The organism is Alishewanella jeotgali KCTC 22429, from assembly GCF_000245735.1.
Classification (GTDB): Bacteria; Pseudomonadota; Gammaproteobacteria; order Enterobacterales; family Alteromonadaceae; genus Alishewanella; species Alishewanella jeotgali.
On sequence record NZ_AHTH01000049.1, the window covers coordinates 76,330 to 96,146 of the forward strand.

General features: G+C 52.2%; 20 protein-coding genes. 14 read left to right on the forward strand and 6 right to left on the reverse strand.

Annotated elements, in window-relative coordinates; translation table 11 throughout:
* Positions 1–81 precede the first annotated feature (81 nt).
* Together AJE_RS15490 and AJE_RS15495 are read right to left on the reverse strand one after the other, a co-directional pair.
* Positions 82–1,107 (reverse strand): LacI family DNA-binding transcriptional regulator, encoded by a 1,026-nt coding sequence (locus tag AJE_RS15490; protein WP_008951634.1) that lies wholly within the window; start codon positions 1,105–1,107, stop codon positions 82–84.
* A 230-nt stretch (positions 1,108–1,337) separates the two neighbouring features.
* A complete protein-coding gene (locus AJE_RS15495) occupies positions 1,338–3,773 on the reverse strand; it encodes a TonB-dependent receptor (RefSeq protein ID WP_008951635.1) in 2,436 nt (811 codons plus the stop codon).
* Positions 3,774–4,104: 331 nt separating this feature from the next.
* Between AJE_RS15495 and AJE_RS15500 the strand changes: the two genes are divergently transcribed.
* Positions 4,105–4,710, forward strand: a complete 606-nt coding sequence (locus tag AJE_RS15500) for an acyl carrier protein phosphodiesterase (protein ID WP_008951636.1) — start codon at positions 4,105–4,107, stop codon at positions 4,708–4,710.
* 15 nt (positions 4,711–4,725) lie between these two features.
* On the opposite strand, the gene AJE_RS15505 is transcribed toward AJE_RS15500, so the two are convergent.
* Both AJE_RS15505 and AJE_RS15510 read right to left on the reverse strand, forming a co-directional pair.
* Positions 4,726–5,256 carry a hypothetical protein gene (locus AJE_RS15505; RefSeq protein WP_008951637.1) on the reverse strand — a complete coding sequence of 177 codons (531 nt, stop codon included), beginning with the start codon at positions 5,254–5,256 and terminating at the stop codon, positions 4,726–4,728.
* A 10-nt stretch (positions 5,257–5,266) separates the two neighbouring features.
* On the reverse strand, positions 5,267–6,028 hold the full coding sequence (locus AJE_RS15510; RefSeq protein WP_008951638.1) for an ion transporter: 762 nt from the start codon (positions 6,026–6,028) through the stop codon (positions 5,267–5,269).
* Between the two features lie 131 nt (positions 6,029–6,159).
* On the opposite strand from AJE_RS15510, the gene AJE_RS15515 reads away from it, so the two are divergent.
* A complete protein-coding gene (locus tag AJE_RS15515; RefSeq protein WP_008951639.1) occupies positions 6,160–7,386 on the forward strand; it encodes a hypothetical protein in 1,227 nt (408 codons plus the stop codon).
* A gap of 30 nt (positions 7,387–7,416) precedes the next feature.
* Here the strand turns inward: AJE_RS15515 and AJE_RS15520 are convergent, their stop codons facing one another.
* Positions 7,417–8,127 carry a helix-turn-helix domain-containing protein gene (locus tag AJE_RS15520; RefSeq protein WP_008951640.1) on the reverse strand — a complete coding sequence of 237 codons (711 nt, stop codon included), beginning with the start codon at positions 8,125–8,127 and terminating at the stop codon, positions 7,417–7,419.
* Positions 8,128–8,345: 218 nt separating this feature from the next.
* On the opposite strand from AJE_RS15520, the gene AJE_RS15525 reads away from it, so the two are divergent.
* The 5 genes from AJE_RS15525 (at position 8,346) to AJE_RS15545 (ending at position 12,075) form a co-directional block, all read left to right on the forward strand.
* Positions 8,346–9,296, forward strand: a complete 951-nt coding sequence (locus AJE_RS15525) for a M14 family metallopeptidase (RefSeq protein ID WP_008951641.1) — start codon at positions 8,346–8,348, stop codon at positions 9,294–9,296.
* A gap of 8 nt (positions 9,297–9,304) precedes the next feature.
* Complete coding sequence (locus AJE_RS15530; protein ID WP_008951642.1) at positions 9,305–9,814, forward strand: GNAT family N-acetyltransferase; 510 nt, start codon at positions 9,305–9,307, stop codon at positions 9,812–9,814.
* Between the two features lie 64 nt (positions 9,815–9,878).
* A complete protein-coding gene (locus AJE_RS18640; RefSeq protein ID WP_008607816.1) occupies positions 9,879–10,040 on the forward strand; it encodes a YhfG family protein in 162 nt (53 codons plus the stop codon).
* Positions 10,033–10,629: a putative adenosine monophosphate-protein transferase Fic gene (locus AJE_RS15540; RefSeq protein WP_008951644.1), complete on the forward strand. Its 597-nt coding sequence runs from the start codon at positions 10,033–10,035 to the stop codon at positions 10,627–10,629. Before AJE_RS18640 ends, AJE_RS15540 begins: the two co-directional genes overlap by 8 nt.
* Before the next feature lie 105 nt (positions 10,630–10,734).
* Positions 10,735–12,075: an esterase/lipase family protein gene (locus tag AJE_RS15545; RefSeq protein WP_008951645.1), complete on the forward strand. Its 1,341-nt coding sequence runs from the start codon at positions 10,735–10,737 to the stop codon at positions 12,073–12,075.
* Here AJE_RS15545 and AJE_RS15550 read toward each other — a convergent pair.
* Positions 12,056–12,442, reverse strand: coding sequence for a pectate lyase (locus AJE_RS15550; protein WP_237709379.1), 387 nt, complete (start codon positions 12,440–12,442; stop codon positions 12,056–12,058). The two genes, AJE_RS15545 and AJE_RS15550, sit on opposite strands and share 20 nt — an antisense overlap.
* A gap of 99 nt (positions 12,443–12,541) precedes the next feature.
* On the opposite strand from AJE_RS15550, the gene AJE_RS15555 reads away from it, so the two are divergent.
* From AJE_RS15555 to AJE_RS15590, 7 genes are all read left to right on the forward strand, one after another.
* The gene (locus AJE_RS15555) at positions 12,542–13,684 is read left to right on the forward strand and encodes a dienelactone hydrolase family protein (RefSeq protein ID WP_039928902.1); all 1,143 of its coding nucleotides are present in this window, start codon (positions 12,542–12,544) and stop codon (positions 13,682–13,684) included.
* A 659-nt stretch (positions 13,685–14,343) separates the two neighbouring features.
* Entirely contained in the window at positions 14,344–15,396 is a 1,053-nt protein-coding gene (locus AJE_RS15565; protein ID WP_008951648.1) for an aldo/keto reductase, read from the forward strand.
* Between the two features lie 67 nt (positions 15,397–15,463).
* Positions 15,464–16,363 (forward strand): cation efflux transmembrane domain-containing protein, encoded by a 900-nt coding sequence (locus AJE_RS15570; protein ID WP_050858399.1) that lies wholly within the window; start codon positions 15,464–15,466, stop codon positions 16,361–16,363.
* A 101-nt stretch (positions 16,364–16,464) separates the two neighbouring features.
* Positions 16,465–17,235: a metalloregulator ArsR/SmtB family transcription factor gene (locus tag AJE_RS15575; protein WP_008951650.1), complete on the forward strand. Its 771-nt coding sequence runs from the start codon at positions 16,465–16,467 to the stop codon at positions 17,233–17,235.
* Between the two features lie 22 nt (positions 17,236–17,257).
* Positions 17,258–18,274, forward strand: a complete 1,017-nt coding sequence (arsB, locus tag AJE_RS15580) for an ACR3 family arsenite efflux transporter (RefSeq protein ID WP_008951651.1) — start codon at positions 17,258–17,260, stop codon at positions 18,272–18,274.
* A 23-nt stretch (positions 18,275–18,297) separates the two neighbouring features.
* Entirely contained in the window at positions 18,298–18,789 is a 492-nt protein-coding gene (locus tag AJE_RS15585; protein ID WP_008951652.1) for a phosphatase domain-containing putative toxin, read from the forward strand.
* Positions 18,790–18,804: 15 nt separating this feature from the next.
* Positions 18,805–19,809: an ArsJ-associated glyceraldehyde-3-phosphate dehydrogenase gene (locus AJE_RS15590; protein WP_008951653.1), complete on the forward strand. Its 1,005-nt coding sequence runs from the start codon at positions 18,805–18,807 to the stop codon at positions 19,807–19,809.
* Positions 19,810–19,817: the final 8 nt, after the last annotated feature.

Here is a 19,817-nt window from a genome sequence, read left to right on the forward strand (position 1 = left end):
GTTGTTACGGCTTAAAATTACACCTTAAACGTTTAAGTTGCAAGCTAAGAACCCGCTTTCTGGCGAAAAATACAACGTTTTTTAACAGCTGTCGCGCAGGCGTAGCTCACAAGGTAAAAGCACATTTTCAGCGGTATCGCCGGCCAGCAGCATTCTGGCGGCAATACGGCCTTTTTCATCGCTGTGCTGGGCGACGGTAGTCAGCGCCGGATAGCTACGCTCGGCCTCTTCAATGCCATCAAAGCCGACAATCCGCAGATCTTGCGGGATGTTAAGACCTAATTGCCGGGCGACACTAATAGCTCCGAGCGCAATCCGATCGCTCATACAAAGCAGCAGCGTTGGGCGGGGATGTTGCGTCAGAGCCTCACGGGCGGCGATTTGCGCGTAATGATGGTTATTAACCGGTATATGCCAGATTTGCTCCGCGTTTAATTCGCGTTGCTGCTGCTTGGCGGCGGCCAGATAGCCCTCGAGCCGGCGGCGGGAAATCGCCTCATTCGCATCGTATAGCTCGTGTTGTTGTAGCCGGCAGACCCGATCGGAATCTATCAACCTAAGCCCTAGTACTGCGACCTTGCCAGGCTGTTTTTTCAGCGCATACTCAGCAATATCATAGGCATATTGATAGTTGTCGATATTAACCGAGCCGATACCACTGAGATTACAGTCGACACAGAGTAGCGGTTTGCCGCTTTGTTTAACCCGCTCCAGTTGCTCCGGATTTTTTGGGCTGCCGTAAATAATAAAGCCATCGGGTAGGGCTTCGGCGGTGCTATGTACCGCTTTGGCACCGGATAACAGCAACATATCCTTGCCGGCGTCTTGCAGCACCTCGGCGATGCCTTTAATTAACTGATTCGCAACCGGATCGCTGACCGAATATTCCAGCGTATCCGACAGCAGAATGGCAATCATATCGGAGCGGCCGGTACGCAGGCTGCGGGCCGTGGCATTCGGGCCGCTAAAGCCGAGCTTTTCACTTTCCTGCAGAATATGTTTGCGCAGCTCTGCCGAGAGTTGATCCGGGCGGTTAAAGGCGTTAGATACAGTCGCCACCGACACCCCAAGGTGTTTGGCCAGCGCTTTAAGGGTAACTTTTGGCATCAGGTTTTCCGGGTTTTTGCGTGTTAGCAGACAGAGCCGACAGATAAAACCACTCTAACCCAGTTTATCTTAAACGTTAAGATAAATTGTGCTTTGGTTTTAGGTGCATGCTATCAGGAGCGAGCTTTCCGGAGTGGGGGGGCGGAGCAGAGGTTCCGGTACCGGGCTTAAATCTCGCAGGTATAAAAAAAGGCGACCGCAGTCGCCTTAAAGTATAAAGCAGCGGTCGCTTAGAACTGATAGCGTAAGCCAACAGAGGCAGTACGACCATTGATGGTACGGGCGGTAATAATGCCATTGGCCGGCACACTGCCTTGCTCGGCTTCCGTTAAACCGACCTTATCGAACAGGTTATTGATATTCAGTGATACTGTCAGATCCTTGGCCAGCTCGTAACTGGCAAAGGCATTGACCTGGGTATAGGCGCCGAATTTCAAGTCGTTATTATCCTGGGCATAGGCAGCACTGGTGCCAATTAAACTGACACCAAATTGTGCCTGATCCAGGGTGTAACGGGCTAACAGATTATAAATCACATCGGCCTGACGCCGTGGCGTATTGCCGACTAATTCAGGATTCAGCGCATCTTTGCTGATCTCGGCATCGGTCCAGGTAATGGAGCCGCGCAGGTCCAGATCGCCGATACGGTAGCTACTTTCCAGCTCAATACCTTTGGCCTGATAAACGCGGTCAAAGAAGCGCTGGGTAGTGGCTTCAAAGTTCTGCTCATCCGTTTCGGCGAAAAACAGCGTCGCAAACAAATTCAGGTTGCCATGGCGGCTTTTGCTACCCAGTTCATATTGTTTCACCTGGTCAATGGCATCTTCGCGGGCCACCGAGCCATCGGCGTTAACCTTACCGAACAACAGACGATCGGCATTAGCACGGCCACCTTTACTGACGCGGCCAAACATGGCCCAGTCGTTATTAAACTGATAGTTGGCACCGACTGAGTACGAGTTGTAAGCCCAGCCATAATTCACTAACTGCGGATTGGCCAGATCAATACCGGAAACACTCTGCTCAATAATACTGATCACCCCATCACCGTTCATATCACGGCTACTTTGTACCGCGCCGGCATAGGTGCCGCTGGCACTGCCTATATCGCGACGCACACTGGCTTCCAACGACCAGTCGCCAAAGGCCCAGCTGGCTGCAGCGTAAGGAGCCTTAATGCTGTAGTCAGTATCATAATTGCGCTGGCAGCAGTTGCCCCAGAACGGCACGCCATAGGCCAGCTGGCCCTGCTCGGAGAAGGCTGTGCCGTTAGCGGCAAACACATTTAGCAGCTCAGCATTGTCACCTTTTAACGCCATCAGATAGGAGTTCCACAGCCAGGACATACTGATGCTCTGGTCAGCGAGGTAGTAGCCAAAGGTGACATCGACCTCGCCAAAACGGCGAGACAATTTCAGATCGTTAACGATGGAGCCAAAGTCATGCAGTTCGACATCAAAGGTATGAATGCGCATTGCATTGCCGTTGCCGTACAAGTCGCCAGCCTGCGGACCTACCGCATAGCGTACTGTAGCGCCACTGCCGGCAATGCTATTGGCAATAGACTGGGCGCTGTCGACTTCGGCCGGAAACAGCGTTATAAAGTTGCCGCTGATTTCACTGATCCGAAAGCGGTTATCCAGGGTCCAGTTATCATCGAGGTCAAACTGCGCCTCGATACCAAAGCTATTAACCTGTGGGTTCATGCCATCGCGAACATCGCCACGTGAGATCTGGTTGTCGCCGTTTAGCCGCACTGTCTGGGTTAAATAGGCGGATTGCAGCGTATCTTTTTTGGCGTTGTAGCCGGGAAGCGAACTGCCATCGGCCAACATCGGCATTGGCATATAGCTGGTTACCCGGTCATTCAGGTGCTTGGCATAAAGCCGCACATAACCGCTGTCAAAGTCTTTGGTCAGGTTGGCTTTTAGCTGATAGCCACGCTCGCCCTGATAACCTGGATCCCGCACGCCTTCACCCTGGCGGACAAAACCGCCAATATGAAAGCGCATATCGTTGTTGATATCACCGCCATATTCAAAATCGGTACGGAACTGATCGTAATTTAAGCCGGAGGTCAGCGCCACGCTTCCGCCCTGCTCTTGACCCGTTTTACTGATAAAGTTAATCACACCGCCCGGTGAGTTGCTGGCGAGGGTACTGGCAGAGCCACCGCGGATCACTTCCAGTCGCGCCAGAGTCGCGTCAGCGCGGACAAAAATATCGGCGTTACCAAAGGCAATATCACCAAACTGGAGCACAGGCAGACCATCTTCCTGCAGGGTTAGAAATTTGGCGCCACCTGCAGCCACCGGCAAGCCGCGCACTGCGATATTGGCATTACCCTCGCCACCACTGGCTTCACTGCGCACACCCGGTAGCATGCGGAACACTTCAGCAGTAGAGCGGGGCGCTGACGCATCGATATCTTCAAAGGTCAGGGTACTAACTGAGACGCTGGATTGCATTACGGTTTGGTTGCGCGATACTGCACCCGTTACCAGAATACGTTCAAAGCCGAGGCCACTGGGGGCAGCTTCTGCGGCCGCGTCAGTTTGTTCTGCAGCCTTCGGTTCAGGCGCAGTTTCCTGCGCAGTAAGTTGATGAGAAGTTAAAGCGAGAGTAATGGCCAGCGCCAGGCTGGATAACGCAGGTTGCTGTTGCATCTTGGGTGTCTCCCTTGTCGATCTGGAATATTATTTTTTATAAGCTGAAACGTTTAAGTTTGTTGCCGTTAAAAAAATGCCAGCAGGCATTTTCAGTAGGGCGACCGACCAGTACAGCGTGATAACAGCTAGATGACACGCTAAAGCTGCTGGCTGGTTCAGGTACAACTCTTATTATTTTGGTAAAACTTTATCAGTTAAAATTGTCTTAAACGTTTTACCCCTAAATTTTGTGGGCGTCAAGACTGTTTAATAACTACACAACAATTTTTTTGTGACCCGCTGGCGCGGGCAGGGTAAACTACAACAAGCCCTGGTATTGGAGTAACGAGTGAATTATCTGGCGCATGCGGCGCTGGCGCAGCCTCAGCCGCAATCTTTAGTCGGCAATTTATTAGGTGACTTCTGCAAAGGTGTTGCCATCGATACGCTACCGCGGCCAATTCAGGCCGGTTTAGCCAATCACCGGGCGGTGGATCGCTTTACCGATAGTTATCCGCAGGTACGCGAAGCGCGCGCCTTTTTTAGTACCGAGCGCCGACGGTTTGCGCCAGTGGCATTGGATGTGCTGTTCGATCATTTCTTAATCAGGCATTGGCGGCAGTTTTACGCTACGCCTTATCTGCAAGCCAAGTCAGAGCTCTACCTGCAATTGGCGACAGCGGAGCCTCTGATGCCGGAAGCGATGGCGGTGGTAATGCGCAAGGTACGCCAGCAAGACTGGTTGGCGGCCTATCAGCAGTTAGATGGTGTAGCAATGGCGCTGGACCGTATCGCACAGCGCATTCGCTTTGCTAACCGTTTTAGCGGTGCCGGGCAAGATATTGAACGCCATTACCCCCGGCTGGAGCGGGTTTTTCTAGCCTTTTACCCTGAACTGCAGGCGCATGTCGCTGAATTGGGGTTAGAGCAGCCTTGCCAAATCTTGGGCCGGTAAAATCCAGAGAGAGTATTAGCCTGCAGCCAGCCGGCCTTTCCAGTAGCTGCGCCAGAATTCGACCTGGGCTTCACTTTCCAGTTTTTCATGCTGTATCGACAGCGCGGCTTTATCCGGTGCTTTCTGATAGATATTGATATTTAGCCGTGAACCGTCGGCCAGGCCACAGCGCCAGTAGCGCCATTTTTCAGTTTGGCTGATATCAGGGCCGCGGCTAAGTGGAATATCGGCAAAGGCTTGCTCCCCGGCAACAAGTTGTTGCCAGAATGCAAGGGCGTCGTCCATGCTGCCACTGAGTGTTTTATTAACCGAAACACTAAAGCTGCCGCTGCAATCCTGACCTACTACCCGCCGGCCAAGGTATTGCTCAAACTGCACTGCCAGCATCTGACACCACCAGGGGCTAACGCCCTGTTCGGCTAACAGGATCGCAATATCTTTATGGCTAAGTTGCTCGGCCTGTCGGGCAGTAAGCAACGCCAGCCAATGTGCCCAGCTCTGGCCACTCCCTTTCTCAATTGCCGCTTCGGACATCGAAATTGGCATAAGGTGCTCCTTATTGTTCTGTAGGTCCAGATTGGACCTTGGCTTTTTGATAGGCTTCGCTAAAGGCTGCCGCCAGGATCCCCGTTGGCATAGCGACAATACCGATACCAATCAGGGCCGTGATACCTGCACAAATTTTCCCCAGCGGCGAGAGCGGTGTGACATCGCCATAGCCAACCGTGGTCAGAGTAGCAATTGACCACCACATGGCCCGTGGAATACTGCCAAAATCTTCCGGATTACTACTACCCTCAACCAGATAAAGCAGGATAGAGGTGGTTAACAACAGCGACATAGCAATAATAAAACTGATACCCAGTTCCATTTTGCGTTTTCTTACCGCCTGAATAAGTAAATTTAATGAGGCATTAAAGCGGCTAAGCCGCGAGAGGCGAACTATTCGGAACACCCTGAGCAGCCGGATCACCAGCAGCTGCAGTTCTTCTGATAATGGCATAAAGGTTAACAGCACCAGCAAATCCAGTAGCGTCCAGCCGCTGCTTAAAAAACGCCAGCGGCTTTGTCCCAAATGCGCCTGAGTATAGGGGGCGATATAGATCCGGAGCGCCAGCTCGGCACTGAATAGCAGCAAGAAAGCCAGATTAGCCCACCAAAACAGTTGTGGCCAGTTGGTGGTTAATACAGGCTCGGTCTCGATAATGGCAAGCAGGGTAGAAAGCAGGATCGCCAGACAAATCACTTTGTTAAAAGTTGACAGGCCCTGCGTAGGACACGCCTGGGGATCAATTTGCTGCACTAGGAGTTGCCGCATAAGGCTTAAAGGCTGAATAGATGAATGATCAACAGCTTAGCAGTTGGTATCTGGGCGCTCAAGCGAAGATTCAGATAGGGTTCAGTCGAGGTTCAGCATACTACGATTTTTTCGGATAGCAGGCGGTGATGATGAAAAACGCACAATACTCCTGGTTGGCCTTGCCACTTCTTTGCAGTGCAGCGTTGGTCGAGGCGGCGAATGGCTGGCATGGCCCGGAGCCATTCCGGCTGGAGCGCTTTGACGGGCGTCAGTTTGATTACAATCTGGAGAGTTTTTTACAGCGTTTGAGCTTTACCGAACAACCGATTAGCAGTGGTGTGCCGCTATGGCAGCAAAATGGTTGGTATGGCACTGGCGGCAGCAGCCGGGGTAAAGAGTTTTATGTGCATTCCTTATTGCAGCAAAAAGTGCGCTTTGATGCGCCGCTCTTTGCCGGCTTCCGACATAAGCGCTCGGAGGATCTTGACGGTTGGTATGACCGGGCTTTATTCGGAGTAGGCTATCAGGCCCGCACCAACTGGGACCTGGGCGTTTGGGGCGATGTCAGTGGCGCGAAAGAAGAAATGGATCTGCAATTTGAGGCCAACCGCTATTTTGATGATGGCAGCTATCTGACGGCGGCGGTGGTGCTGACCGATGTGTTTTATAACAGTAAAACCTACAGCGACAATCGTTACGAGCGCAATCCGCTCACGCTCTATTTGGCGGGAGCTAAGCAATTCGTCGATCAGCAGCTGTCGGCCTTTATCAATATCAACTTACCGACCGAGTTTAACGATGCCACCCTCGGTCAATTGCTACAGGATGAACAATACTCCGCCGGCATCAGTTGGCAGCGCAGTTTCCAAGGCGAGCGCCAGCTTAGCGTGCAAGGCCAGGGACTGTATGGCAAACGCCGCGCCGACAGCCCGCTTGCTGATAGCGATGCCGACTGGCAACTTACCCGGCGCTTTGCACAGCTGAATCTGGAGTGGCAGCAACCCTGGCAGCAACGACCAACAGCATTAGGCTTACAACTTAACCGCTTAACTGAGTACGATAGCCGCTTTGCCAATGCGACACAAAGTGCTGAATCCCGACGTGAAGCCTTTGCTTATCTGCGACAAGATCGCAGCCTTAACGATAACTGGCGCTGGCGGCCTACGCTTTATGTTGGCTATGGTGCAGTCCGTAGCGAGCTAAGAACAAATAGCGATGAACCGTTAAAAGATAATGGCTGGCTGGCCAAAATTAGCCCCAATCTGCTTTGGCAGCTTAGCCAAAGCAGCGGTGCTTATCTGCTGATCAACCCTACGGTTAAATTACATAATCTGCAATTTGGTGGCGGCAATATTCAGGTATTTGTGCCATTTTAATTCTTGGCTGGACAGAGCACTCATTGGCAGTCAGTTGGCTAGCGTGTGCTGTTCTGCTTGAATGCTTACGTTGAGTTTGAACAGCACTGGACGCAACAGTAACTCTGCAGCGCAGGCGGCATAGAGCCAACCAAGGCAGAGTACGCCGAGTGCTCCCTGCAGGCTTGCGGTGGATAAGTGCGGGCTATGGTAAAACACGCTGACTAAACCGAGCAGACTGAGTACTAGAGCACTGCCATAACATAATCGGTATTGCAGTTGGTATAGCTGCTGTAAAAAACGCCGCTCAGCCAAGGAGCCAGTAGCGTGCTGCCATAGTAATGATAGGTTAATGATGCTCATTATCAGACCCATTGGGCCGGCAGCGACTAAGGTTACGCCGGGGACAAATAACAGCAGGAATAGCAGGGAAACCAGATCAAGATAAATACTGAATTGGCCATGTGAGGCCAGGCTGACTAGGGCCAATAGTAATGCCAGCAAAAGGAGCAAGGCACTAAGTTGGACGCTGCGTTGGGCAAAGGACCAGTGGCTGATCGTCGGGACAGAGCTGTGGCGCAGCGCCTGGGGTGAGACATTCAATGATGCAGAGAGCGCCAGTAAAGACTCGGGCGAACCACCACCTGCCTGTTCCAAACGTTGAATCGTTCTTAAACTGAGACCACTCTGTTTGGCTAACAGATCCTGGCTTAAGCCACGTTCCAATCTTAACTGCTTTAGCTTTTCTGCACTAATATCCATCTATCATCTCCTTGTTCTTTCTGGGTAGCTTAGGGGTTACCATGACCAGGCTGCAAGCGAAAATGGTCTGTTTGGGCGGTCAAGTTACCGCCAGAAAGCCGCCAAATCGCCGTCACAGCGCTTTTTTTCGGCAACTGACGGCACAGGGCTTTACAAAATAGCCAAAGCCGTTAGGCTGCCACTATTTCCGGCTCGAACAAGCATTATAGCGAGGCACTATGCAACCCTTTATCTATCATATCGGCACTCAGGGACAAGCCTGGGGCGAGGCAGAAAAACAACAATGGCTTGCCGAGCAAAGCATCAAGCGCAGCTATCAGAGCGATGTGTTAAGTCAGCTTAGTGCGCTGGAGTCGCAGTTTGAGGTGATCCAATACGGTGAGCTGGATTATCAGGCGCAGGGTTTTGGCCGTTATCCGCTATTGTTATTAAAAAGCCGCAACTGGCAGGCTGATAAACCGCTGGCGCTGGTCACCGGCGGAGTGCACGGTTATGAAACCAGTGGTGTGCATGGTGCGTTGCGCTTTGCCAAAGCTCATGCTGCGGCCTATGTTGCCGACTTTAACCTGTTGATTGCACCCTGTATCAGCCCCTGGGGCTATGAAACGATCAATCGCTGGAACCCATTGGCGGTCGATCCAAACCGTTCCTTTATTGCCAATAGCCCGGCAGCCGAAGCTGGTTTGTTGCGCGATTATCTGCTGGCGTTGGGTGTTACACCTCTAGTTCATATCGATCTGCATGAAACCACGGATTCGGATAACAGTGAGTTTCGTCCGGCCAAAGCAGCACGCGATGGCACGGTAAACACCAACTGGAATATTCCGGATGGCTTTTATCTGGTTGGCGATAGTGAAAACCCACAGCCGGATTTTCAAAAAGCCATGATTGATGAAGTGGTTAAAGTGACGCATATCGCCCCTGCTGATGAACAAGGTTGTTTGATTGGCGAGCCGCTGGCGCAGTTTGGCGTCGTCAATTACCCGAAAAAATCCCTGGGGCTTTGTGGCGGCATGACCGCTGCGCGCTTTGTTACCACCACCGAAGTTTATCCGGACAGCCCCAGTGCCACGCCCGAGCAGTGTATTCTGGCGCAGGTAGCGGCGGTAGTGGGTGGCTTAAACTATGTTCGGGCGCTGCTGTTAGCAAAGTCGGAACAGTCGGCATAGTAAGCAACATGAGTATTCAGATCCGCTTAATCAGCGCTGCCGATCTGGCGGCGGTGGTGGCGCTGCAGGATAGCTGTTATAGCGATAATCTGTATGAGCCACCGGAATTATTGGTAAAGCGCCTGACTGCTGCGCCGGATAGTTGCTGGCTGGCAGAAAACCCAGCCGGTGAGCTGCTCGCTTATTTGTTTTGCTACCCCTCTGTAGCTGGCAAGGTAGTGCCACTGGGCAGTCCGTTTCAGGTTGCCAGCAAGCCAGAGCTGCTGTATCTGCACGATATGGCGGTTAGCGCTAAGGCTAGGGGTTTAGGCCTGGCCAGCCGCTTGCTGCAGCAGGCCGAATACTTTGCCAGAGAGCAGGGATTAACCCGGTTAGCGCTGGTAGCAGTACAGGGCTCGGTAAGCTACTGGCAGCGGCAGGGGTTTCTCGTACAAGATACACTCTGCCCCGATGCCGGGGCGGCACTGCAGAGTTATACCGGGGAACAGGCGCGGTATATGTTCAAAGATGGTGCTTGACAGTAACTTGTTGCAAAACCGATTAAGCGCTAGAATTACCAATAGTTTAATCAAGGGGCTAAATATGGTCAGCAAGCAGCAGTTACAAAAGCGCTTTGAAGCAATAAAGGTTAGCAATTTTGCTGAGAGCCTGCGTCTTGAGGGGTTAAAACCTACCAAAGACAAAGCTAGCTTGAACCCCAAAATTTTAGCTAGACTCAAGCAATTACAAGAGTTACATGACTGATAAGTATGGTGTTGGACAAGATCCCTACTGTTACCCAAACTCTTCTTTATTGATCAATCTGCTGGATTTAAAGTCTGAAGAGGAACTTATAGCAGCGGAAGTTGAGTTCACCTCATACCGGTTGAGCACCTTTATCCCAGACTTTGATAATCTGAGCTTCGATTATCTTTGCCATATCCATTATCATCTATTTCAAGACTTATACAGTTGGGCCGGACAAATCAGAACTGTCGATATTGCAAAACAATCGACGCATTTTTGTAATGTTCGATTTATTTCAAAGTCAGCGGAAAAGTGTTTTGAAGTACTGCCGAGAAATAATTACTTCCGAGAGATGCCGCTCCCAGTATTTATTAATAATCTTGCGGACTTTTTCTGTGAAGTTAATGTGCTTCATCCGTTTCGAGAGGGTAATGGCAGAAGCCTAAGATTGTTTTGTGAGGTTTTAGCATTGCAGGCGGGTTATGAATTAAGTTGGCACCATATTTCGCAGGAAGACTGGTTGCTAACAAACATTGCAGGTTATCAGGGGGACCTAATGCCATTATTCCGGCTGTTTAGGTTAGCGACAAAACCTATCGATATTTAAGTTATTCCGCTTTCTACACTTAGCGGTGACCACAACTTTGCCCTATAGCGACAGCGGCAGCTATACTGATTGCTGCTTAAAGCAGCAACTGGCAGAGGAACCGCCATGCGTAATCCCATTGTTATCCTGCACGGCTGGAGTGATAACAGCCGCTCGTTTCGTGACTTAGCCCACTTTCTGCAAACCGAGTTTGGTGCTGCGGTACAACATCTGTATCTGGCTGACTGGTTGTCATTACAGGATGAGATCAGTTATGGCGATCTGGCCGCGGCGATGCAACAAGCCTGGCTGGGTATGCAGCTGCCCACTTCGCCGCAAAGTGTTGATCTGATCGTCCACAGCACCGGTGCCCTGGTTAGCCGGCACTGGTTTACCCGTTATTATGTTGCGGCCACCAATCCGGTTAAACGTTTTCTGCAACTGGCGCCGGCCAACTTTGGTTCGCCGCTGGCGCATAAAGGCCGCAGCTTCTATGGTCGGGCCGTTAAAGGCTGGAAGCAACCGGGCTTTCAAACCGGCGCCAATTTGTTATATGGGTTGGAGCTGGCGGCCGACTATAGCCGGGAACTGGCTAAAGCCGATCTCTTTGCCACTGAGTCTTGGTATGGTGCGGGCAGAATGCTCAGCACCATTTTAATTGGTAATCGTGGTTACAGCGGGATCAGCGCTATCGCCAACGAAGCCGGCTCAGATGGTACGGTGCGCATTGCCGGGGCAAACCTGAATTGCCGTTATCTGAAAGTGGCGCTGGATAAGCAGCAAAACGTTAAGCCTGGCAGTTTGCAGCTGCGAAAAAGTCAGGGTGAAATCGCCTTTTCGGTGCTGCCAGATGAGCATCATGGCAGTATTATCGGTAATGGTAAAAAAGCTCCGCATAACCCGCTGACCTTAAAGCTGATTCGGCAGGCACTGCAAGTCGAAGATGCCGATTTTCAGGTGGGCAGCACAGGTCATTTTGCCTATCAGCAGCAGTTGGATAGCCAAAACCCGCCCGCCAACTGGCAAGCGGATTTGCGCAGCCAGGTGCTTTGTAAGCTACAGGATCAGCATGGCGATCCGGTCACCGATTACTTTTTAGAAATGTATCGCACGGCAAATGCCGATAGTCGCTTTGAACAAAGGCTGTATCAGCAGTTTTTACGGCACGTGCATCCGCATAGCCAGCAGCCACAAAACCGGGCGTTTTATTTTGATGTGGCGGCATTAAACGAGCTTAAACAAAGCCCGAACTTTCAGCAGTTGTTTTTAAGTTTCCATGCCCAGCCGCTGTTTAAGCCACCTCGGCAACCCGCAGGCTTTAGCGTGGTGCCAGCCAGTGCAGCTGCAGGGCTGCGCTTGGCGGTTGAGGAACTGGCGCAGATTTTTGCACCGCATCAAACACTGCTGTTGGATGTGGAATTAACGCGCCAGGTCGCTGAGTCGGTTTTTACTTTGCAGCGTCATTAAAGGCCGCACGCCAGCGTTGATAACGCTCAAGCGTTGGTGCCGGGCGCTCGGTATACCAGGCATAACCTTGCCGGCGTTCGAATGAGACCTGATGCACGTCATAATACAGTTCGCCATCACGATCGCCAAAGATCGGTCTGTTGGTATTAAGCTCTGCAAAGCGTGGCCACAGCGGCCCGGCGCCGGCTTTGGCTTGCAGCACCCGCAGTTGCGGATGCCAGTGTTGATCAGCGATAGCATGGCGCGCCAACCAGCTAGCTGCCGCATGAATAGCTCGCTGTAACTCATCGGATGGCTCGGGCAAACTAAGCAAAAAATCCAGCAGGCTGGCACTTTCCATTACCGCCAGCGCTGGCCTCGCAGGCAAAGTCAGGCCTGGGGTTTTTGTGCTTTTGTTCGTATCTGGAATTTCCCTGTCGCGGAAAATCACTTAGTCTGTAACACGGTCTATTACGGAGAGTGCAAATTGAGAGTATTGCTAAGCATGCTGGCATTAGCTTTTGCAGCGCCGCTTTCGGCAGAGATTCTGGCGCAGCAATTACCGGGTTTTTATCAGCAGCTGAAAGCAGAGCAACAGTTTAGTGCCGCCTGGCGCCCGGATAGCGCTACGCCAATTCAGCAGTGGCGCACTGAGGCGCGGCAACTACTGCGCGACGCACTGCTGTGGCCTGAACAGCCACTGGATTTTGCGGCTGAACAACTGATGGTTGAGCAGCGCGATGGCTATCAGGCCGAGCGCTGGCAGCTTAATCTGACGCCAGAAAACCGGGTTACCGTTTCGGTGCTGCGCCCGGCAGGTGAGGGGCCTTTCCCGGCGGTACTGCTGCTGCATGATCACGGCGCTTATTTTTTAATTGGTAAAGCCAAGCTGATCAAACCCTTTGCCAGGGATCCCGATCTTGCCAAGGCGGAGGCCTGGACTAAACGTTATTACGATGGCCGTTTTATCGGTGATGAGCTAGCGGCTCAGGGGTATCTGGTGCTGGCAGCGGACTCCTTGGGTTTTGGTGAACGGGGACCTTTAAATGCCGATGCCCAGCAGGCGCTGGCCGCGAATTTTTTTCAGCTCGGGCGCTCGCTGGCCGGGTTGGCGGCTTATGAAGACTTGCGCTTGGCAGCCTTTCTTGCCGAGTTGCCGCAGGTCGATAACACTCGCATTGCTGCATTGGGTTTTTCAATGGGCGGGTTTCGGGCCTGGCAACTGGCGGCGCTGACGGATGATATCAAAGCCGCAGCGACCATCAGCTGGATGACCACCAGTGATACTGCTATGACGCCGGGCAATAATCAATTACGCGGCCAAACGGCGTTCTGGATGTTACATCCCGGGTTGGCAGCGAAACTGGATTACCCGCATCTGGCGGGTATAGCAGCACCTAAACCGGCATTGTTTATCAGTGGTGCTAAAGATCGTCTGATGCCAGCGGTTGGCACTGAGCAGGCTTTTGCCACGATGCGACAAATCTGGCAGGCGAATGGCGCCGGCGAAAAGCTGGTGACTGAGCTTTGGCCGGAGTACGGGCATCAGTTTTCGGCGGCGCAGCAGCAGCGGGTATGGCGTTGGCTGGAGGAGGTGTTTACCATGCCGGCCGCAGAAGATAATCACTAGAGTTGGGAGCCGAGCATCCGGCGCGTTTAGCCGCCGGATGCTCGGAATTAAAATCTGTGTAACGATGACTAACAGTAGCTTTGAGATCGGAGCAGCGCCCTTAGCAGGGTAGTAATTTTCTCCACCGGCTTCAAGGATCACATCCCTGTGCCCTTTCAGCCTCCGCAGCATCCCTGCTGCTGTTACGAAAATTCTACCGCAGCCAAGGGCTTAAAGAGCATCGGTTAGGCATCACGACAATATACTTTTGGCGGCACGATCGTGAACGAGGCGGTAAATGCAGAGTACACTTTTCTGGGGACGTCTTTTTCAGGGATGAAAAAGAGGAGCCCCCATGGATGGGTTTACGGCGTGCCCCAGGAAAGTTGTACGGCGCGTTTAGCCGCCGGATGCACCAGGTTGGAACCTGCGTAACTTTCGATAACAGTAGCTTTTAGAACGGAGCAGCGCCCTTAGCAGGGTAGTAATTTTCTCCACCGGCTTCAAGGATCACATCCCTGTGCCCTTTCAGCCTCCGCAGCATCCCTGCTGCTGTTACGAAAATTCTACCGCAGCTAAGGGCTTAAACAACATCGGTGCGGCATCAGCAAGAGCACTACTGATCTAAACCCCCTGCGATCTGGTATAGTCCGCTTATTTCCCTGAATACAGAGCAACATATGCAATACACCACTTTAGGCAGCAGCGGCCTGCGGGTGTCACGGGTTTGTCTGGGTACCATGACCTGGGGCCAGCAAAATACCCAGGCAGATGCCGATGCACAACTGGCGCTGGCACTGGATGCCGGCGTGAATTTTATCGACACTGCAGAAATGTATGCGATTCCACCGCGGCCAGAAACCTATGGCGCCACCGAGCAGATTATTGGCAACTGGTTAAGCCGTAATAGCGCCAAACGAGAGCAGTTAGTGCTTGCTACCAAGATCGCCGGCAACGGCCTGGCGCATATCCGCGACGGGAGCGATATTAGCCCGCAAAGTCTGGTTGCCGCAGTCGACGGCTCGCTTAAGCGGTTACAGACAGACTATATCGATTTATACCAGCTACACTGGCCAAATCGCCGTTCGCCGCACTTTGGCCGGCATGCCGTGAATCAGGTACGCTTTAGTGAAACGGATAGCATAGCGCAGCAAGCAGAGATGCTGGCGATTCTGGAAACGCTTGGCAAGCTGGTGCAGGCTGGCAAGATCCGCTATTGCGGCCTGTCGAATGAAACGCCCTGGGGGATTAGCCAGTACCTAAAGCTCAGTGCAGAGCACAACTTACCGCGGATAGTCTCGATTCAAAACGAGTTTGGCCCGCTGCATACCAAAGACTGGCCCTATCTAATCGAGCAATGCCAGCACGATAATATCGCCTATTTGCCCTGGTCACCGCTGGCGGGCGGTGCCCTAACCGGCAAATATTTGGACGGGCAACGACCGGCTGCCAGCCGCTGGACCCTGGTGCAGCGCAATGGTTTATTTCGCGATACACCAGAGTCAAATGCGGCGATCCGTGCTTTTTGTGAACTGGCTGCCGCCCATCAGCTAAGCGCGGCGCAATTGGCGCTGGCCTGGGTGAATCAGGTTGATGGTGTCAGTTCGACCATTATCGGCGCCACCAGTACCAGCCAGTTAGCAGAAAATCTGGCCGCCTTTGAGCTGACATTAAATCACGAGCTACTGGCTGGCGTAACCGAATTTCTGCGCCAGCACTCACTGCCGTTTTAGCCACTTTACAATGGCTGGGGGGCAGGTGTTACAGTAACAGCTAATATGCAGCAGTTGAGGTATTACCGTGACCAGAGAGAATCAATCGGATTGCCAGCAATCAGCTTGTTGTGCAAAAGTGCAGCCTGAGCAAGAGCCTGTTACTAAAGCCGCCAGCCACGATGCTAAGTGGCATAGCCTTTATCATATTCCGAAAATGGATTGTCCATCGGAAGAGCGATTAATCCGTCTGGCATTGCAGGACCTGGATGGGATTGTGCAACTCGAGTTTGATCTGGCACAGCGTCAGCTGGCCATCTTGCATCAGGGCGATGCAACGATGATCACCAAAAAGCTGCAAAGTTTGGGGTTGGGAGCACAGCTTTCCATCTCACGTGCCGCATCCGTAGCTGATCGCCAAAGCTTTACCGCTGATCCGGCAGCTGAAAGACGTACACTTTATTGGTTGCTGGCAATCAACGCTATGATGTTCGTGCTGGAGTTTGCTGTTGGCATAGTCGCGCAGTCAATGGCGCTGCTCGCCGACTCATTAGACATGTTTGCTGATGCAGCGGTTTATTTGCTGGCCTTATTCGCCGTCGGCAAAGGATTACAGTTACAGCTTCGGGCTGCCAAAGTAGCAGGCTGGTTACAGGCGATTCTGGCGCTTGGCGTGTTAGCCGAGGTTGTACGCAGAGCACTATATGGCAGTGAGCCGCAGTCAACGCTGATGCTGGGCATGGCCAGTCTGGCGTTAGTAGCAAACGTTAGTTGCTTGGTGTTACTGGCTAAACATCGGCAGGGTGGCGCTCATATGAAAGCCAGCTGGATCTTTTCGGCTAACGATGTATTGATTAACTTTGGAGTGATTCTGGGCGCGTTGTTAGTCGCATGGACCGGCTCGGCTTATCCGGATTTGCTGGTAGGGGCTGTTGTTGGCGCTATCGTGTTGTTGGGCGCCAAACGGATATTGGCGTTAAGACGCTAGCGTTTTATGACAGTTTTATGAAGTTTAGCGCCATGACTTGATATGTGAAAAAACATATATACAATGCAGTGCATATGTGTTTTTACGTACATGGGTTCAGCATGGCGTTAGCGAAAATCCTTTTTATCTGCACCGAAAATTCGGCGCGATCCATTATGGCGGAAGCGATAGCCCGACATAAATATGCCGATCGTTTTGAAGTTTATAGCGCCGGTAGCCACCCGGGCACCGCCGATAGCCGGGCATTGGCAGTATTAAACTCGCATGGCATTAGCACCGAAGGTTTGTTTTCCAAGCCCCTGAGCGCGCACCGGCAGCAGCATTTCGATTATGCCATCGTACTGTGCAGCAAAACCGCTGCTGAGTGTGCCCATGATATTTCAGCCAAACATCTGCTGGCCTGGGATTTTAGCGATCCCAAACAACAGGGTACTCTCAAAGCCTTTGAAACGACCTTGCATGAACTGGCTGAACGGCTGAGTATGTTTGTGCTGCTGTATGACAAACAACATCAGCACGAGCCACTCACCGCACTAAATCTGTGCAAATTACTGTCTGACGACACCCGTCTTAATACCGTACTACTGATCCAGGCGGAGCAGGAGCTGTGTGTCTGTGAGCTGACGGCGGCACTGATGGAAACACAACCAAAAATTTCCCGGCATTTGGCGATGTTACGTAAAGCTGGCTTGTTACAAGACCGCCGGCAAGGGCAGTGGGTGTATTATCGCCTGGCCGAAGATTTACCGCTGTGGGCCAGCGAAAGCATTAAGCACTTTGCCACTGCTGCCGCCAACAGCATCCAGCCGCTATTAGCTAACCTTAACGCGATGGGCGAACGGCCGGTACGTGAACAGCTTTGCTGTAGTTAATAACGCAATCTGGAGTGATCTTTTGGGCATTTTTGAACGCTATTTAACCCTTTGGGTGGCACTGGCGATGCTCGCCGGCGTGCTGGGTGGTCTGGCGGTACCTGCCGTATTTCAGCAAGTTGCCGCGCTGGAATTTGCTCATGTCAATCTGGTGATCGCCGTCTTTATCTGGATCATGATTTATCCAATGATGGTGCAGATTGATTTTAGTGCCATTAAAGACGTCGGCAAAAAACCAGCGGGAATAGTGCTGACGCTGGTGGTCAACTGGCTGATCAAACCCTTTACGATGGCGCTGCTTGGCTGGTTATTTATTAAAGTGCTGTTTGCCGGCTGGGTTGACCCGCAAACCGCTACTGAATATATCGCCGGTATGATTCTACTTGGGGTAGCGCCCTGTACCGCTATGGTGTTCGTCTGGAGTCAATTAACTAAAGGCGACGCCAACTACACGCTGGTACAGGTATCGGTAAATGACCTGATTCTGATCTTTGCCTTTGCGCCTTTAACGGCGCTGTTGCTGGGTGTAACGGAGATTTTTGTGCCCTGGCAAACGTTAGTGATATCAGTATTGCTGTATGTTGTCTTACCGCTGATCGCAGGTGTATTAACCCGCCAGCTGCTGGCGAAAGAGCCTGCCAGACTGGCTGCCTTTCTTGCCGGAATTAAACCCTTTTCCATTGCTGGCCTGGTTGCCACCGTGTTGCTGTTATTCGCACTACAGGCAGAGACCATTATCCGGCAACCCCTGGCGATTGGCCTGATTGCGATACCGCTGTTGATCCAAACCTATGCGATTTTTGCCTTAACCTACTTTGCCGGCTGTAAATTGCGGTTACCGCATCAAGTCGCGGCACCGGCCAGCATGATTGGCGCCAGTAATTTCTTTGAACTGGCGGTTGCAGTAGCCATTGCTCTCTTTGGTTTGCACTCGGCAGCTGCGCTGGCGACCGTGGTTGGCGTCCTGGTCGAGGTGCCGGTGATGCTATCGTTGGTATGGTTTGCCAATCGTACCCGGCACTGGTTTAAAACAAGCTGACACTCAGCCTTTTGGAGCGATTTATGTCACACCCTTATGATGTGCTACAGGTTAATGATGTGAACTTTATTTTCACCCCTTGCCCCGGTACCAAGGGCACCTCTGTGGCTGAGGCGTTAGCGACACTTAAAGCAGCGGGTGCCAAAGCCGTGTTAACGCTAACACCGGCAACTGAGCTGGCGGCGCTTCAGGTCACGGATCTGGCTGAGCAATGCGCAGCAGCTGGCTTAACCTGGTTTCATTGCCCGATAGAGGATGACTGTGCGCCGGGTGAAGCCTTTCAGCAGGCCTGGCAAAGTGCCGGCCCCGCCATACAGCAGTTACTTAGCCAGCAGCAGAGCGTGGCGATTCATTGCAAAGGCGGCTCAGGTCGCACTTCGCTGGCAGCAGCACAATTGCTGGCCGAACGCGGTGTCGCTAAAGCACAGATCCTGAGCAGTATTAAGCAGATCCGGCCGCATGCGCTAAGCCTGCCGCCACATATTGATTATTTTAACGCGCTAGCTGGCGCCTGACAGAAGGATTTACTGATGACGATTAAAGTTGGTATTAACGGCTTTGGCCGGATTGGCCGCCTGGCCCTGCGTGCGGCCTTTGATTGGCCAGAGTTTGAGTTTGTACAGATCAATGATCCGGCAGCCGATGCTGCAACCTTTGCCCATTTACTGAACTTTGACTCAGTGCATGGCCGCTGGCAGCATCAAGCTGAGGCGGCTGGCGATACCATACTTATTAATGGCAAAACCATTCAGGTCAGCGGCAATAAAGCCATTGCCGATACTGACTGGTCCGGTTGTGATCTGGTGATTGAAGCTTCGGGTAAGATGAAAACCAAAGCCGCGCTACAAGCTTACCTGGAGCAGGGCGTAAAGCGGGTGGTGGTAAGTGCACCGGTAAAAGAAGCCGGAGTGCTGAATGTGGTGATGGGCGTGAATCAGCAGTTATTTAATGCCGCAGAACATCGCATTGTTACTGCAGCCAGTTGTACCACTAACTGTTTAGCGCCGGTGGTTAAGGTGATCCACGAACAACTGGGGATTAAGCATGGCTCTATTACCACGATTCATGATTTAACCAATACGCAATCGATTTTAGATACACCCCATAAAGACTTACGCCGGGCCCGCGCTTGTGGTGCCAGTTTAATTCCGACCACCACCGGTTCAGCGACCGCTATTACCGAGATCTTCCCGGAGTTAAAGGGCCGCTTAAATGGCCACGCGGTGCGGGTGCCACTGGCTAATGCCTCGTTAACGGATTGCGTGTTTGAAGTCGAGCGCGCCACTACCGCAGAGGAAGTGAATGCCATGCTTAAGGCTGCAGCTGAAGGTGAGCTGGCAGGTATTTTGGGTTATGAAAGCCGGCCGCTGGTATCGGTGGATTATAAAACCGACCCACGCTCCAGTATTATTGATGCCTTATCGACTATGGTAGTAAATGGTACTCAGGTAAAAATTTATGCCTGGTACGACAACGAATGGGGTTATGCCAATCGCACGGTCGAACTGGCGAAATTAGTCGGTTTGGCAGACTAAATGACGAT

Coding starts and splice junctions, on each gene's coding strand:
- AJE_RS15490 (WP_008951634.1), bottom strand. CDS start 1,107: ATGCCAAAAGTTACCCTTAAAGCGCTGGCCAAACACCTTGGGGTGTCG.
- AJE_RS15495 (WP_008951635.1), bottom strand. CDS start 3,773: ATGCAACAGCAACCTGCGTTATCCAGCCTGGCGCTGGCCATTACTCTC.
- AJE_RS15505 (WP_008951637.1), bottom strand. CDS start 5,256: ATGCCAATTTCGATGTCCGAAGCGGCAATTGAGAAAGGGAGTGGCCAG.
- AJE_RS15510 (WP_008951638.1), bottom strand. CDS start 6,028: ATGCGGCAACTCCTAGTGCAGCAAATTGATCCCCAGGCGTGTCCTACG.
- AJE_RS15515 (WP_008951639.1), top strand. CDS start 6,160: ATGAAAAACGCACAATACTCCTGGTTGGCCTTGCCACTTCTTTGCAGT.
- AJE_RS15520 (WP_008951640.1), bottom strand. CDS start 8,127: ATGGATATTAGTGCAGAAAAGCTAAAGCAGTTAAGATTGGAACGTGGC.
- AJE_RS15525 (WP_008951641.1), top strand. CDS start 8,346: ATGCAACCCTTTATCTATCATATCGGCACTCAGGGACAAGCCTGGGGC.
- AJE_RS15530 (WP_008951642.1), top strand. CDS start 9,305: ATGAGTATTCAGATCCGCTTAATCAGCGCTGCCGATCTGGCGGCGGTG.
- AJE_RS18640 (WP_008607816.1), top strand. CDS start 9,879: ATGGTCAGCAAGCAGCAGTTACAAAAGCGCTTTGAAGCAATAAAGGTT.
- AJE_RS15540 (WP_008951644.1), top strand. CDS start 10,033: ATGACTGATAAGTATGGTGTTGGACAAGATCCCTACTGTTACCCAAAC.
- AJE_RS15545 (WP_008951645.1), top strand. CDS start 10,735: ATGCGTAATCCCATTGTTATCCTGCACGGCTGGAGTGATAACAGCCGC.
- AJE_RS15565 (WP_008951648.1), top strand. CDS start 14,344: ATGCAATACACCACTTTAGGCAGCAGCGGCCTGCGGGTGTCACGGGTT.
- AJE_RS15575 (WP_008951650.1), top strand. CDS start 16,465: ATGGCGTTAGCGAAAATCCTTTTTATCTGCACCGAAAATTCGGCGCGA.
- AJE_RS15585 (WP_008951652.1), top strand. CDS start 18,298: ATGTCACACCCTTATGATGTGCTACAGGTTAATGATGTGAACTTTATT.
- AJE_RS15590 (WP_008951653.1), top strand. CDS start 18,805: ATGACGATTAAAGTTGGTATTAACGGCTTTGGCCGGATTGGCCGCCTG.